The sequence below is a fragment of the Bradyrhizobium diazoefficiens USDA 110 genome, assembly GCF_000011365.1.
Taxonomy (GTDB): domain Bacteria; phylum Pseudomonadota; class Alphaproteobacteria; order Rhizobiales; family Xanthobacteraceae; genus Bradyrhizobium; species Bradyrhizobium diazoefficiens.
Genome location: NC_004463.1, coordinates 7486922 through 7501058 on the forward strand (window position 1 = coordinate 7486922; position 14137 = coordinate 7501058).

14 protein-coding genes are annotated in these 14137 nt (G+C 65.0%); 6 read left to right on the forward strand and 8 right to left on the reverse strand.

Annotation, left to right across the window (positions count from 1 at the left end; all coding sequences use genetic code 11):
* Positions 1-24 precede the first annotated feature (24 nt).
* Genes BJA_RS34415 through dctP form a run of 5 tightly spaced genes read right to left on the reverse strand, consistent with a single transcriptional unit; the run spans position 25 to position 5431 of the window.
* Positions 25-1272, reverse strand: coding sequence for an acetyl-CoA hydrolase/transferase family protein (locus BJA_RS34415; protein WP_011089529.1), 1248 nt, complete (start codon positions 1270-1272; stop codon positions 25-27).
* Between the two features lie 31 nt (positions 1273-1303).
* Positions 1304-2470, reverse strand: a complete 1167-nt coding sequence (locus BJA_RS34420; RefSeq protein WP_011089530.1) for an acyl-CoA dehydrogenase family protein — start codon at positions 2468-2470, stop codon at positions 1304-1306.
* 40 nt (positions 2471-2510) lie between these two features.
* A complete protein-coding gene (locus tag BJA_RS34425) occupies positions 2511-3800 on the reverse strand; it encodes a TRAP transporter large permease (protein ID WP_011089531.1) in 1290 nt (429 codons plus the stop codon).
* 12 nt (positions 3801-3812) lie between these two features.
* A complete protein-coding gene (locus BJA_RS34430) occupies positions 3813-4367 on the reverse strand; it encodes a TRAP transporter small permease (protein ID WP_011089532.1) in 555 nt (184 codons plus the stop codon).
* Between the two features lie 35 nt (positions 4368-4402).
* Positions 4403-5431 (reverse strand): TRAP transporter substrate-binding protein DctP, encoded by a 1029-nt coding sequence (gene dctP, locus BJA_RS34435; protein ID WP_038965687.1) that lies wholly within the window; start codon positions 5429-5431, stop codon positions 4403-4405.
* A 225-nt stretch (positions 5432-5656) separates the two neighbouring features.
* Between dctP and BJA_RS34440 the strand changes: the two genes are divergently transcribed.
* From BJA_RS34440 to BJA_RS34455, 4 genes are read left to right on the forward strand one after another with little or no spacing between them, the layout of a single operon-like run.
* The gene (locus BJA_RS34440; protein ID WP_028174520.1) at positions 5657-6859 is read left to right on the forward strand and encodes a CaiB/BaiF CoA transferase family protein; all 1203 of its coding nucleotides are present in this window, start codon (positions 5657-5659) and stop codon (positions 6857-6859) included.
* The gene (locus tag BJA_RS34445) at positions 6840-7355 is read left to right on the forward strand and encodes a MaoC family dehydratase (RefSeq protein WP_323922755.1); all 516 of its coding nucleotides are present in this window, start codon (positions 6840-6842) and stop codon (positions 7353-7355) included. The genes BJA_RS34440 and BJA_RS34445 overlap by 20 nt, the downstream gene beginning before the upstream one ends.
* Complete coding sequence (locus BJA_RS34450) at positions 7355-8206, forward strand: HpcH/HpaI aldolase/citrate lyase family protein (protein ID WP_038965686.1); 852 nt, start codon at positions 7355-7357, stop codon at positions 8204-8206. Before BJA_RS34445 ends, BJA_RS34450 begins: the two co-directional genes overlap by 1 nt.
* Positions 8207-8243: 37 nt before the next feature.
* On the forward strand, positions 8244-8987 hold the full coding sequence (locus BJA_RS34455; RefSeq protein ID WP_011089537.1) for an IclR family transcriptional regulator: 744 nt from the start codon (positions 8244-8246) through the stop codon (positions 8985-8987).
* Positions 8988-8997: 10 nt separating this feature from the next.
* Here BJA_RS34455 and BJA_RS34460 read toward each other — a convergent pair whose 3' ends face one another.
* Positions 8998-9414, reverse strand: a complete 417-nt coding sequence (locus tag BJA_RS34460) for a hypothetical protein (protein WP_038965678.1) — start codon at positions 9412-9414, stop codon at positions 8998-9000.
* A 264-nt stretch (positions 9415-9678) separates the two neighbouring features.
* Entirely contained in the window at positions 9679-10470 is a 792-nt protein-coding gene (locus BJA_RS34465; RefSeq protein ID WP_038965685.1) for a fumarylacetoacetate hydrolase family protein, read from the reverse strand.
* Positions 10471-10752: 282 nt separating this feature from the next.
* Here BJA_RS34465 and BJA_RS34470 point away from each other — a divergent pair, with 282 nt between their 5' ends.
* Both BJA_RS34470 and BJA_RS34475 read left to right on the forward strand, forming a co-directional pair.
* On the forward strand, positions 10753-11049 hold the full coding sequence (locus tag BJA_RS34470) for a hypothetical protein (protein ID WP_038965684.1): 297 nt from the start codon (positions 10753-10755) through the stop codon (positions 11047-11049).
* Positions 11050-11266: 217 nt separating this feature from the next.
* Positions 11267-12757 carry a hypothetical protein gene (locus tag BJA_RS34475; RefSeq protein WP_236842124.1) on the forward strand — a complete coding sequence of 497 codons (1491 nt, stop codon included), beginning with the start codon at positions 11267-11269 and terminating at the stop codon, positions 12755-12757.
* A gap of 9 nt (positions 12758-12766) precedes the next feature.
* On the opposite strand, the gene BJA_RS34480 is transcribed toward BJA_RS34475, so the two are convergent.
* Positions 12767-14065: an MFS transporter gene (locus BJA_RS34480; protein ID WP_011089542.1), complete on the reverse strand. Its 1299-nt coding sequence runs from the start codon at positions 14063-14065 to the stop codon at positions 12767-12769.
* Between the last annotated feature and the right edge of the window lie 72 nt (positions 14066-14137).

A 14137-nucleotide genomic window follows, 5' to 3' on the forward strand; every position in this document is an offset into this window, starting at 1 on the left:
GGACGCTCGCGATGATGAACTGAGCTAGCTCGCGGGCCCGCGAAGCCGCGCCGAAAGCGCGTCGCGATGCTCAGGCGCCGCGATCGCGATCATGCGGCGCGCGCGCTCGGCAAGGCCGCAGCCACGCAGCTCCGCAACGCCCCATTCGGTGACGACGGCATCGACATCGGCGCGCGGTGTCGTCACCGTCTCGACGTCAGCGACGATCCGGCTGGTCCCGTCGGAGGCCGTCGCCGGCAGCGCGATGATCGCCCTTCCGCCGCAAGAGGCGTTGGCGCCGCGCACGAAATCGAGCTGCCCGCCGATGGCGCCGATCGCGACGCCATTCAGCGTCTCGGAATTGACGCTGCCGTCGAGGCCGACCTGAAGCGCCGAATTGATCGCGACCAGCCGGTTGATCCGCGCCAACACGTTCTGGCTGTGCGTATAGGACGTCGGCCGCACCGCCACCGCCTTGTTCTCGTGCGCGAAGCGATAGAGCCGCCGGGTCCCGATCACCTGGTTGGTGACCGTGATGCCGGCATCGATGCCCTTCTCCGCATTCGTCACCGCGCCGCGCTCGATCAGGTCGACGACGGCATCGTTGATCAGGCCGGAATGGATGCCGAGACGGCGCGCATGCGACAGCGAGGACAGGATCGCATCCGGAATTCGGCCGACGCCGAACTGGAGCGTGCTGCCGTCGGCGATCAGGCCTGCCGCATGCGCGGCGATGCGCCGCGAAACGTCATCGAGCGGCGTCGAGGCCAATTCAACCGGCGGCCTGCGGGCTGCCACGCGAACATGGATCGGCACGTCCTCCGGCCATTCGGCGCCGAACGTAAAGGGCGTATCCGGATTGATCTCGGCGATGACGAGGCGTGCGCCGCGCGCGGCATCGATGACGTAGTCGTTGGAGAGGCTGGCGCTGAGCCGCCCTTCGAGCTCCGCAAGCTGCACCAGAACGACATCGGCCTTGTAGCGGCGCGCCGCGAAGTCGGCACAGAAGGCGCTGTAATTGCTCGGGATCACGTCGAGCCGCCCCGCTTTCGCGAGCCGCCGCGAATTGCCGATCACGCCATAGCTCTGGAACGAGACATTTCCCGCGCACGACGCCGAAAACGTCTCCGAGAACACTGGCCCGATCATCATGCGGAAGGGCGGAAGCTGTGCTGCCTGCGCCATCAGCGCTTCCGTCAGCGTGACAGGCTCCGCCGTCGCCTGCCCGCACACGACGAGATCATCCTTCCGGACCAAGCCGGCAAAATCGATCGGCGAGCTGTCCTCGGGCATCGGCAATCCTCCCGACCGATCCGCGGGCAACCTAGTACGACTTCGCCAGCCCCAGCACCTTTTCCGCGATGAAGCTGAGCGCGAGCTGCGGGCTGACCGGCGCGATGCGCGGGATCAGCACTTCACGCAGATAACGCTCGACGTGGAACTCCTTGGCATAGCCGAAGCCGCCATGGGTCATCACGGCCTGCTCGCAGGCATGGTAGCCGGCTTCGCCTGCGAAATATTTCGCGGCATTCGCGCCGGCCCCGCAGGGCAAGCCCTTGTCGTATTGCCAGGCCGCCTGCATCACCATCAGCCAGGCCGCCTCGAGCTCGACCCAGTTCACCGCGAGCGGATGCTGGATGCCCTGGTTCTTGCCGATCGGGCGGTTGAAGACGACGCGGGTCTTGGCGTATTCGGTCGCGCGCGCCAGCGCGAGCTTGCCGAGGCCGACGGCTTCCGCCGCGATCAGGATGCGCTCGGGGTTCATGCCTTCGAGGATGTACTGGAAGCCCTTGCCCTCTTCGCCGATGCGGTCCTCCATCGGGATCTCGAAATCCTCGAAGAACAGCTCGTTGGAATCGACGACCTTGCGGCCCATCTTCTCGATCTCGTGGACCTTGATCTTCTTGCGGTCGAAGTCGGTGTAGAACAGGCTGAGGCCGTGGGTGGGCGAGCGCACCTCTTCCAGCGGCGTGGTGCGCGCCAGCAGCAGGATCTTGTGCGCGACCTGCGCGGTCGAGATCCACACCTTCTGGCCGTTGACGATGTAGCGGTCGTTCTTGGCGACCGCACGGGTCTTGAGCTGGGTGGTGTTGAGGCCGGTATTGGGCTCGGTGACGGCGAAGCACGCCTTCTCGCGGCCCTCGACCATCGGCGGCAGCATGCGCTTGCGCTGCTCCTCGGTGCCGAACACGACGACGGGATTGAGCCCGAACACGTTGATGTGCACGGCCGAGGCGCCGGACATGCCGGCGCCGGATTCGGCGATGGTGCGCATCATGATCGCGGCTTCGGTGATGCCGAGCCCCGAGCCGCCATAGGCCTCCGGCACGCAGATGCCGAGCCAGCCGGCGTCGGCCAGCGCCTTGTGGAAATCGTGCGGGAAGCCGCCGTCGTGGTCCTTCTTCAGCCAGTAGGCATCGGGAAAACCTTCACAGATCTTGGCGATGGCATCGCGAATGGCTTCCTGCTGATCGGTGAGCGCGAAATCCATGTTCTTGATCTCCTGATTGGGAGCAGCAGAGGCTCCGATCCTAGCGCCCCATCTGCGAGGGCAGCCAGAGAATGATGCTCGGAAACGCCACCAGGATCGCGATCGCGATCAGATGGGCGATGAAATGCGGGAAAGTGCCGTGGAACACTTCCGCCACCGGCCGCTTGGCATAGCGGGCGACGATGAAGCAGTTCAGCCCGACCGGCGGCGTGATCATGCCGACCTCGGCGGTGACGATCTTGATGACGCCGAACCAGATCGGATCGAAGCCGAGCGTCTTGATCAGCGGCAGCACGATCGGCACGGTCAGCACCAGGATGGCGATCTGGTCCATGAAGGAGCCGAGCACGATGTAGCCGCACAGGATCAGCGTGATGATCACCCAGCGCGAAGTCGGCAGACTGCCGATCCAGGCGACGAGGTCCTGCGTGACGTGGGTGAGCGTAAAGAAGTAGCCGAAGATCGAGGCGCCGACGAGGATCATGATGATCATGCAGGTGCCGTGGCAGGCCCGCAGCAGCGTCCGGTAGAGCGATGACGGCGTGATCTTGCCCTTGACGATAGCGAGCAGGAAGGCGCCGAACGCGCCGAAGGCGGAAGCCTCCGTCGGCGTGGCGACGCCGAGATAGATCGTGCCCGTCACGATCGAGAACAGCACCACCATCGGCGAGACTTGCCACAACAGCGCGAATTTTTCGCGCCACGGCACCGATTTCGCAGCGGGGGCGCGCGAAGGATCCTGCCAGACCAGGAAGTAGATCGTGGCCATGATGGTGATGGTGACGAGGATCGCGGGGATGATGCCGCTGATCAGGAGCTTGCCGATGTTCACCTCGGCGAGCAGGCCGAAGATGACGAGCGCGACGCTGGTCGGCAGCAGCATCGACAGCGTGCCTGATATCGCGACCACGCCGGCGGCCATCTTGGGCTCATAGCCCTGGCGGATCATCGCGGGAAGGCTGGTCGAGGACAGCGTCGCGGCGGAGGCCGTCGAGGTGCCGCAGATCGCGCCAAAACCTGCGCCGGCCAGTGCCGTCGCCATGCCGAGCCCGCCGGGAATGCGCCCGACCCAGGCCGACGCCGTCTTGAACAGGTCGTCCGCGACACCCGACAGCAGCACGAGGTCCGCCATCAGTAGGAACATCGGGATGGTGATCAGCTCGTAGGACGAGACAGTCGACAGCGGCGCGGTTTGCAGGATGCCGAACAATGTGCCCCATCCGCCGACCATCACGAGGCCGACCGAACCGGAGAAGGCCATTGCGAAGCCGACGGGCGTGCCGAGTGCCAGCAGGCCGAACAGCAGGGCGAGAACGATGAAAGGTGTCATGGATGCCTGCCGTTACTCAAAGCTTCGCGTTTCGCCGACGCCGGTCACCGGCGGCAGCGGATAGAGGTCGCGCCCGCTGACGAGGCTCAGCACATTGCCGACGAGCTGGAGCGCCAGCCGCAGCACCAGCACGCCGCAGCCGAACGGCACCAGCGCCGCCGATATCCAGGTCGGCCAGGCGATCGCACCGGCCAGCACGTCGTGCTGCTCGTAATTCTCCAGCGCACGCTCGAACCCGACCTTGCAGATCAGGACGAACACGAACAGGCCGGCGAGCGCGGTGATGATCTCGGACAGTCGCCGTCCCGCCGGCGAGAAGCGCGACAGGAGGATATCGACGCCGACATGCGCATGCTCGCGCAAGCCGTCCGACAGCGTGAAGAAGAACACGCCGGCCAGAAGATAGAGGCCGATCAGATCATAGGTGAAGGCAAACGGACGGTTCAGCGCGTAGCGCATGAACACGTCGGTCACCACAAGCAGCATGATCACGAACAGGAACACCACCGCGATCACCGTCAGCGCGCGCTCCAGCGCGCCGAGCACATCTCCCGCCCGCTTGATCACCTCCAGCGCCTCCCTTTGCCGTATTTCATGGACGGTTACTTGGCGCCACCGGCGGCGAGCAGATCTTCAAACTCCTTCAGCGCGGCGGACGCCTGCTTGCCGCGGCTGTCGAGCCCGCTCGCCCACTCCTTGCCGACGCCCTTCAGCTTGTCCTTCATCTCGGCACGCGTCGCCTCCGGCAGCGGCTCGAAGCTGACGCCCTGGTCCTGAAGGTGCTTCCTGGTGGTCTCCGTCTCCTTGTCGACCTGGGCACAGGCAGTCGGCTCGATCGCCTCGGACGCCTCGTTCATCGCCTTCTTCACGTCGTCGGGCAGCTTGTCCCAAACCGACTGGTTGATGGAATAAGCGACGATGAAGCTGCCGAAGCTGACGCCTTCGGTGGCGTGCTTGACCAGCTTGTCCAGCCCATAGGCCACGACGCTTTCCATCGGGAACAGCAGGCCGTCCATGGTACCGCGCGACAGCGATTCATACGCATCGGGCGCCGCCATGCGCACCGGCACGGCGCCGAGCGCACGCAATGTCAGATCCTGCGCGCCGCCGGTGGTGCGCAGCTTCAGGCCCTGCATGTCCTTGGTCGTGTCGACCTTGGTTTTTGCGGTCCACACCTGATAGGGCGGCAGCACCACCTCGAACAGCAGCTTGATCTTGTTCGGCGCGTATTCCTGCTTGGCCAAAACGCCTTCGCGCGCGGTCTTCCAATAGGCGAGCGTGCCCTGGCAGCTCGTCTCAAAGGCCCCCGGCAACTGCGCGACTTCCGACAGCGGCATCTTGTCGGAGACGTAGGACGGCCCGATGTAGCCGATGTCGACCACACCGGACTGCGTCAACCGCAACATGTCGGCGGCCTTGCCGATCTGCTGGTTCGGATAATAGGTGAAGGTTACCGCGCCATTGGTGCGCTTGGTGACGTCGTCCATCCAGGGCTTGAGCAGCAGGCGAACCAGATAGTGGCCGGCGGGGAAGCTATCGGCGACCTTCAGCTCCAGCGCCTGCGCCTGAAACGTCGAGACCGGCAGCGCGAGCGCGAACACTGCTGCGGCCCAGACCTTGTTCTTCTTCATTTCGTTCTCCCTGACGCGTCCCATGCCGAAGGCGGCAGCCTTCGGCTGCCATCCGTCCGGCCCTCACTCCACTTCTTGCTTGAGGAAAATGTACATATACGTGAATTTATAAGTCAAGTATATGAACTATGCATGGGCCCATGCACGGAACATCGGGACCGTCGAATTGACACCTGAGTTTTATGAATTCTAACTCCACGAATATGAATGCACCCACGAGGCCCCATGGGACCGCTCGCCGGCTTCACCGTTCTCGACCTGACCTCCGTCCTGATGGGCCCGTACGGCACCCAGGTGCTGGCGGACATGGGCGCCGACGTCATCAAGGTCGAAAGCCCCGAGGGCGACATCGTCCGCCAGATCGGTCCCGGCCGCACGCCCGGCATGGGCGGGATGTTTCACAACGCCAATCGCGGCAAGCGCAGCATCGTCCTCGACCTCAAGAAGACGGAAGGCCGCGACACGCTGCTGCGGCTGGCGAGGCGCGCCAACGCGCTCGTCTATAATGTGCGCCCGCAGGCGATGGCGCGGCTCGGCCTCGACTACGAGACGCTGGCCGCGGTCAATCCCGCCCTCGTCTATGTCGGCGCCTTCGGCTACGGCCAATCCGGCCCCTACGCCGCAAAGCCCGCCTACGACGATCTGATCCAGGGCGCAGCGACCATTCCGACGCTGCTCGCGGCCGCCGGTGACGGCACGCCGCGCTACGTCCCTGTGACCATCGCCGACCGCGTCGTCGGTCTGATGATGGTCAACGCCATCATGGGCGGGCTGATGCACCAGCAGCGCACCGGCCAGGGCCAGCGCATCGACGTGCCGATGTTCGAATCGATGACCGAGTTCGTGCTGGTCGATCATCTCGGCGGCCTCACCTACGATCCGCCGCTCGACCATGGCGGCTATGTCCGCCTGCTCTCGCGCTACCGAAAGCCCTACAAGACCAGCGACGGCTATCTTTGCGTCCTGATCTACAACGACAAGCACTGGCGCAGCTTCTTCGAGGCGATCGGCCGGCCGGAATTCCTGCAGCAGCCGCGCTTCGCCAACCACGCGTCACGCACGAAACATATCGACGAGATCTATGAGGAGATCGGCCACATCTTCCTCACCCGCACCACCGCGGAGTGGCGCGAGCTGCTGGAGCACGCCGACATTCCGGTGATGCCGATGCACACCCTGGAGACGATTCTGGACGATCCGCATCTCAACGCGGTCGGCTTCTTCAGGACGGTCGATCACCCCGTGGAAGGCCGCATCCGCCAGATGCGGGTGCCTTCGACCTGGAGCGTGACCCAGCCGGAGCCGGCCGGCCCGGCGCCGACGCTCGGCCAGCATGGCCGCGACATCCTGCACGAGGCCGGCTTCTCGGCAGACGAGATCGAAGCGCTCGCGCAGCAGAAAGCAGTTCATCTGGCGGCGCCGCCTTAACGGCAGCGCCAGCCAAACCGCACGATACAGGGAGGAAATCGCGATGGCCGGACTTTATTTCGAGGACTTTTCCGTGGGCCAGGAGTTCAGGCATCCGCTAACCCGGACCGTCACGGAGATGGACAACACCATGTTCAGCCTGCTGACGCTCAACCCGCAGCCGCTGCATATCGACGCGCATTTCGCCGAAAAGACCGAGTTCGGCCAGCGCATTTTCAACAGCCTTTACACTCTCGGCATCATGATCGGCATGACGGTCTATGATACGACCATGGGCACCACCGTCGCCAATCTCGGCATGACCGACGTCACCTTTCCGAAGCCGGTCTTCCATGGCGACACCTTGCGGGCGACGACGAAGGTGCTTTCGTTGCGGGAATCCAAATCGCGCCCCAAGGCGGGCATCGTCGAGTTCGAGCACCACGCCCTGAACCAGAACGACGAGATCGTCGGAAAATGCCGCCGCATGGCGATGATGCACAAGAGGCCGGTCTGATGCGTTCGATGCTGTTCGTGCCGGGGGATTCCCCGCGCAAATTCGAGAAGGCGAGCGAAGGCAAGGCCGACGCGCTGATCATCGATCTCGAGGATTCCGTCGTCACCGAGAAGAAGGCGGAAGCACGCGGGTTGACGCTGGCGATGCTGAAGAGCCGTCCCGGCCCACACCAGCTCTATGTCCGCGTCAACGCGCTCGACACCGGCATGACGCTGGCCGATCTCGCCGCGGTGATGCCGGGCAGGCCCGACGGCATCGTGCTGCCGAAATCGCAAGGCGGCGACGATGTGCGGCAGGTCGCGACCTGGCTCGAAGCACTCGAGGCGGCGGCCGGCATCACGGTCGGCGCAACCCGCATCGTCTGCGTCGCGACGGAGACCGCCGGCTCGATCTTCGGGCTCGGCAGCTACAAGGGCTGCTCCCCTCGCCTCGCCGGCCTGATGTGGGGCGCGGAGGATCTCTCCGCCTCTTTGGGTGCCACAGAGAAGTCCTCGGGCGGCGTGTTCCACAGTCCCTATCGCCTCGCGCGCGATCTCTGCCTGATGGCAGCCGCCGCGGCCGAGGTCGCGCCGATCGACACTGTCTATACCGACATCGACAATCTGGCCGGCCTCGAGCAGGAAACCCGGGCGGCGCGGCGCGACGGGTTTTCGGCGAAGGCGCTGATCCATCCCAAGCATGTCGATGTCGTCAACGCGGCATTCGAGCCGACGGAAGCCGAGCGCAGTTGGGCGGAGAAGGTGATCGCGGCGTTCGCGGGCAATCCGAACTCCGGAACGCTGCGGCTCGACGGCCAGATGATCGACAAGCCGCATCTTCGCGCGGCGAAGAAGATCCTCGGCCAGTCCTAGATCAAGGGCATCGCGCTGCGACAGACGGGACCGGATCATGATCGTTCGCCAAGCCGCAAACGTCCTGGAGATCATGGAATTCTTCGCCCATACGAGGAAGCCGGCGACGCTTGCGGAGATCGCCGATCATTTCGGCTGGCCGCGCTCGTCGACCTTCAACCTGCTCGCGACGCTCTCGGAGAAGGGCTATCTCTACGAGCCGCGGCCGCGCGCCGGCTTCTATCCGACACCGCGCTGGCTCGCCATGGCGCGGATGATCTCGGAGGTCGAGCCGCTGCCGCCATGGACGCATACGCTGGTTGCCGATCTCTCGGCCGAGACCGGCGAGACTGCGTCGATCGTGGCGCCCGCGGGCGTGATGGCCGTGTTCATCGACGTCGTCGAGTCCAAGGCGGCGATCCGCTATTTCGCGACCATCGGCCACCGCGTGCCGATCCACGCGACCGCGAGCGGCCGCGCGCTGCTGCTGCAATATTCGCAGGAGGAGCGCGACTCCGTCTATCGCAAGATCGAGTTCAAGCAGTACGGTCCGTCGACGCCGATCAGCATCGAGGCGGTGGAAGCCGAACTGCGCAACTCGATCGAGCGCGGCTATTGCCAGAGCTTTGGCGACTACAGCCGCGACCTCGCGGGCGCTGCGATTCCACTGCCGATCGGCGACCGCAGGCTCTCCGTCGTCGTCGCGGGGCCGGAGTTCCGGATTGGACCGAAGGTGGCCGAGGTGGCGGCGCTGATCGCGCGCACGGTCGACCGGCTGCGGCCGAAGACCACCGCGGCCTAACGCCGAAGCTTCATTCGAATCCCTGAATCGGCGGCGCCAAAGTCTGTACCGGCGCAGCCGGTGCAGCTTCAACAGGCTGCTCCGCAGGCGCGGCTTGGGCCGGCGGATTGCCGGCAGCCCTGATTTGGCCGTTGGCATTCATCGCCTCACGTGCGCGCGGCGGAGCTCCGGTTGCAGCTGCGCGATACGTCTCGCGGCGCGGCGGCTGCCGATGTCTCGCCGAACGTGAATCTCTCGCGCCCCAGGACCGGGCGATTGCAGGTCCGGCGGTATAGCCCACCACCGCGCCCGCGACGGCACCGATCGGCCCCAGCACCACAGCGCCTGATACGGCTCCGATTGCTGCAGCACCGGCGCGCTCTTGCGCGGCGGCGCTTGCAGGCACGCCAGCCAGCAGCACGACGGCAGTGATCAAAGCTTTGTTCATCGGAGCGTCTCCCTCACGGGAGATCACTTCTTACTGAAATATGGCTGCAGAACGTTTGTTCGTTGCCAAACACGGGGCAATCGCCGATGGAACTCCGGCAATTCAGAGGCCTCGCCTTCAAACCGCGATTCCAGCGGAGGTCGCGCGGCGCAACTACGGCGCGACCTTGTCGCTGGTAAACCCGTTAGCGTCGAGCGCGCGACGCGGATTGCATCTGAAGGTGCAATCCGGCCTCCCCCCGCACGCGGGGAGAGGCGAGGACGATCAGACGATCTTGATCGACATGTCCGGCAGTCCCTCGAGCTTGCACAGCAGCACGTCGCCCTTCACCACCGGGCCGACATTCTCCGGCGTGCCGGAATAGATGATGTCGCCGGCCTTCAGCTCGAACGCTTCCGAGAGCTTTGCGATCTGCTCGGCGACGCTCCAGATCATCTTGCTGAGATCCGAGCTCTGCTTCACGGTGCCGTTGATTGCGAGCGAGATCGCGCCCTTCTCGAAATGGCCGGTCTTGCTCGCGGGGTGGATCGGACCGAGCACCGCGGCGTGGTCAAAGCTCTTGCCGATTTCCCACGGCTTCTTCTCCGCGGCCATGCCGTTCTGGAGATCGCGCCGGGTCATGTCGAGACCGAGCGCGTAGCCATAGACGTGGTCGAGCGCCTTCTCGGCCGGGATATTGGTGCCGCCGGATTTCAGCGCGGCAACCAGCTCGATCTCGTGATGATAATTCTTGGTCAGCGACGGATAGGGATGGTCGGCGACCTCGCCGACCGCGACGTTCTGGATCGCGTCCGTCGGCTTCTGGAAGAAGAACGGCGGCTCGCGGTTCGGATCCGAGCCGCGCTCGATCGCATGCGCCGCATAGTTGCGCCCGATGCAGTAGATGCGGCGGACCTGGAACACCTGGGTCTCGCCGACGATCGGGATCGCGACCATCGGCACCGGGAAGATCGGCTTCGGTCCGGCCTGCGCTGCGGCGGGCGCAACCTCCGCGATGGAAGCTGCGGTGGCTGCGGCGGCTGTTGCGAGCAGATCCCGGCGCGTGGTCTTTTTCATCTTTTGTGCTCCCTTGTTGCTTCGCAGGTCGGCGTTCATGCGCGCCGATCCGTCTGCTTAGACGATATTCAATATGCCAGCAACGCTGGACGGGCGCGACGAGACATCGTCTTCTTGATGAGCCAACTTCAACCGCATCCAACCCGTCATGCGGCAGGACGGACATTGTCAGCGCCTGCGTTGACCTCCACTTTTGGGCCATTCCATAAGTAGGCCCTAGTCCGGCAGCGGCCCGGTATGCTTTGATGCGTGGGGGAGGAACCGAGACGCAAGGGTGGCCTGATGTACATACTCATTCGAAAATACACCAAGGTTCGTTCGGTCGCGGATGCTGCCCGCCGCGCCAAAAGCGGCGTCGGTCAGATCCTGAGGGAGTCGCGCGGCTTCAAGTCTTACTATGTGCTGGATGGGGGCGAAGGCGTTGGTGTCGCCGTGATGATATTTGAGGACCGCGAATGCGCCAATGCGGCGAACGACAAGGTGATGGAGTTCGTTCAAGCAAGCATGCATGACCTTGATCTCGGGGATCCCGAAATCATCGCCGGAGAAGTCCTGGTGAATATAGAATCTGCCGCGTAGATGCCCGCATGGCTACTCACGCCTTGACATGCGCCAGGCTCTGCTCGCGCAACGCCAGCTATGGCCAGAACTTTGCCCAGGGCTGCGCCGCTTCGAACGCGGCGGGGCTAATGGTTCGGGCGGCTGCATTTTGCTTTTGGCAGCACGCATAAGAAGGCGTCAGGACGTGCATACAAGACGGCGAATGCCACGCGGCGGGCTTCTTGACGCAGCACGGGTGACAGGGCTTGCGCTGCTCGCAGCCGGGACATCGTGCGCCGCGCACGCCGGCACGGTGTCGATCGCGCCTGCGGGGCTGCGAGCGATCGGTACGATCGATCCCCGCTTTCAGTCCTACAACATCGAGATGGTGGAGGTGACCGGCGGGCGGTTCTGGAAGCCTTATCCGCAAGCGATGCGCGCGTGGGCCGACAAGGATCGCTACAGTTACAGACCTCCAATCGATCTCGGCAACACGCGTCTGCGCGGGCTCGCGGTGGCGTTGTCGCCCGCTTATCTGCGCGTGAGCGGCACCTGGGCCAATGCGACGTTCTTCGCCGACACCGAGAGCGCGCCGGCCGCGCCGCCACCGGGATTCAACGCGGTGCTGGGCCGCGCGCAGTGGCGCGGCGTCGTCGACTTTGCGCGTGCGACTGGTGCGGAGATCGTCACCTCCCTTGCCGTCAGCCCGGGCAGCCGCGATGCGGATGGCCTTTGGAGGCCGGATCAGGCGCAACGCCTGATCGACTATACGCGCTCGCTGGGCGGCCACATCGCCGCCGCCGAATTCATGAACGAGCCGACGCTCGCGGCGACCAACGGTGCGCCGCCTGGGTACGATGCGAAGGCTTATGTTCGCGATGTCGGGATCTTTCACGAGTGGATGCTGCGCGCCGCGCCGCAGACGCTGATCGTCGGACCAGGCTCGGTCGGCGACTCAGCTTCCACCGGCGCGTCCGGCCTCCGCACGCGCGACCTGCTCGCCGCCTCGGGCGCCGGTGTCGATCGCTTCTCCTATCATCACTACAACACGATCTCGCCGCGCTGCGGCGGCCGCGACGAGCCGGCAGGTGCGCTGTCCGAAGCGTGGCTCGCCCGCACCGATGCCGCGCTATCGACCTACAAATCGCTGCGCGACGAATTCGCGCCGGACAAGCCGATCTGGCTGACCGAAACCGCGGACGCCGCCTGCGGCGGTAACCGCTGGGACAAGACTTTCCTCGATACGTTCCGCTATCTCGACCAACTCGGACGCTTGGCCAGGGCCGGCGTTCAAGTGGTGATGCACAACACGCTGGCCGCGAGCGACTACGGATTGCTGGACGAGAAGACGTTCCGCCCGCGGCCGAATTATTGGGGCGCGCTGCTCTGGCGTCGGTTGATGGGTACGACGGTGCTCGACGCAGGCGCCGCGATGGCACCCGGCCTCCATGTCTACGCGCACTGTCATCCGTCGAAGCGCGGCGCCGTGACCGTGCTCGCGATCAATATCTCGCGCAGCACAGCGCGCACGATCGTGTTGCCGCTACCCGCCGAGCGCTACACCTTGCAGGCCGCAAGGCTGCAAGGCGCAACCGTGCAACTGAACGGCAAGACGCTGGCGCTGACCGACGAAGATGGGCTGCCGCCCCTCGCCGGGCGCGCGATCGAGGCCGGCGCAGTGCAGCTTGCATCCGAGACCATCACCTTCCTCGCCATTCCGGGCGCCGCGAACTCCGCCTGCCGATGACGGCGCTCACTATTTGAGCGCGTCGCGCGCCGTCTCCGGCGCCATCAGCGTAGCGACGATCGTGATGATCGACAGCGCGATGATGTAGACCGACACCGCCCAATAAGAGCCGGCCCATGCGAGCAGCGCGGTTGCGATCAACGGCGAGAAGCCGCCGCTGAGCGCGGCCGCGACGTTGGCACCAAGCGACGCGCCGCTGTAGCGCACCTGGGTGCGGAACAGTTCCGGCATGAACGCGGCCTTCGGCCCGAACAGCAGCGCATGCGTCAGCGTCATCGTGACCACGAGCGCGAGCGTGATCAGCGCCGGGTCCCTGGTGTCGAGGAACCAGAACAGCGGAAACGCCAGCGCCACCGAGAACACGCCGCCGGCGAGATACAGCGCCTTGCGGCCGAAGATATCGGACAACCAGCCTGCAAGCGGCAATGTGGCGAATTCGACGATCGCCGCATAGACCACCGCATCCAGGATAACCTGGCGCGGCAGGCCGAGCTTTGTCGTGGCGTAGACCACGGTGAAGACGGTGAGGAGGTAGGCGAGCCCGACTTCCGAGACCGTGATGCCGATCGCCAGCAGGAAGCTGCGCCAGTCGCGGCGCAGCACTTCCCAGACCGGCTGCGCCAGCACCTCCTTGCGCTCGACCACCTCCTTGAAGTGCGGTGTCTCCGCAAGCTTCAGCCGCACGATGAAGCCGACACCGACGAGCACAATGCTGATCAGGAACGGCACGCGCCAGCCCCAGCTCAGGAAGTCGGCCTCAGGCAGCTTCGTCATCAGGGCGAAGATGCCGGTGGATGCGGCAACGCCGACAGGAAAGCCGATCTGCACCAGGCTGCCGTAGAAGCCGCGGCGATTGCCTGCATGCTCGATCACCATGACGACCGCGCCGCTCCATTCGCCGCCGAGCCCGATGCCCTGGACGAAGCGCAGGACGATGAGCAGGATCGGCGCCCACACGCCGATCTGGCTGTAGGTCGGCAGGCAGCCGATCAGGAAGGTGCCGAGCCCCATCGCGATCATGGTCGCGACCAGCATTGTCTTGCGGCCGAGCCGATCGCCATAATGCCCGATGATCGCGCCGCCGATCGGCCGCGCCACGAAGCCGACCGCATAGGTCGAGAATGCCGCCAGCGTGCCGACAAAGGGATCGAAGCTCGGAAAGAACAGCTTGTTCAGCACCAGCGCCGCCGCCGTGCCGTAGATCAGGAAGTCGTACCACTCGATCGCGGTGCCGAGCGCGCTCGCCCACACCACATGCGCCGTCGTCGATCGCTCCGTCGCGCCGGAGACCCCCGTTGCTGCCGTCATTCCATGCCCCAAAGATTCCCGACGGCATCATGGCCAATCGCGGTGGCGATTGCAACCTGCGGGGGTGTTGCT

Coding starts and splice junctions, on each gene's coding strand:
- BJA_RS34415 (WP_011089529.1), bottom strand. CDS start 1,272: ATGCCCGAGGACAGCTCGCCGATCGATTTTGCCGGCTTGGTCCGGAAG.
- BJA_RS34420 (WP_011089530.1), bottom strand. CDS start 2,470: ATGGATTTCGCGCTCACCGATCAGCAGGAAGCCATTCGCGATGCCATC.
- BJA_RS34425 (WP_011089531.1), bottom strand. CDS start 3,800: ATGACACCTTTCATCGTTCTCGCCCTGCTGTTCGGCCTGCTGGCACTC.
- dctP (WP_038965687.1), bottom strand. CDS start 5,431: ATGAAGAAGAACAAGGTCTGGGCCGCAGCAGTGTTCGCGCTCGCGCTG.
- BJA_RS34440 (WP_028174520.1), top strand. CDS start 5,657: ATGGGACCGCTCGCCGGCTTCACCGTTCTCGACCTGACCTCCGTCCTG.
- BJA_RS34450 (WP_038965686.1), top strand. CDS start 7,355: ATGCGTTCGATGCTGTTCGTGCCGGGGGATTCCCCGCGCAAATTCGAG.
- BJA_RS34455 (WP_011089537.1), top strand. CDS start 8,244: ATGATCGTTCGCCAAGCCGCAAACGTCCTGGAGATCATGGAATTCTTC.
- BJA_RS34460 (WP_038965678.1), bottom strand. CDS start 9,414: ATGAACAAAGCTTTGATCACTGCCGTCGTGCTGCTGGCTGGCGTGCCT.
- BJA_RS34465 (WP_038965685.1), bottom strand. CDS start 10,470: ATGAAAAAGACCACGCGCCGGGATCTGCTCGCAACAGCCGCCGCAGCC.
- BJA_RS34470 (WP_038965684.1), top strand. CDS start 10,753: ATGTACATACTCATTCGAAAATACACCAAGGTTCGTTCGGTCGCGGAT.
- BJA_RS34480 (WP_011089542.1), bottom strand. CDS start 14,065: ATGACGGCAGCAACGGGGGTCTCCGGCGCGACGGAGCGATCGACGACG.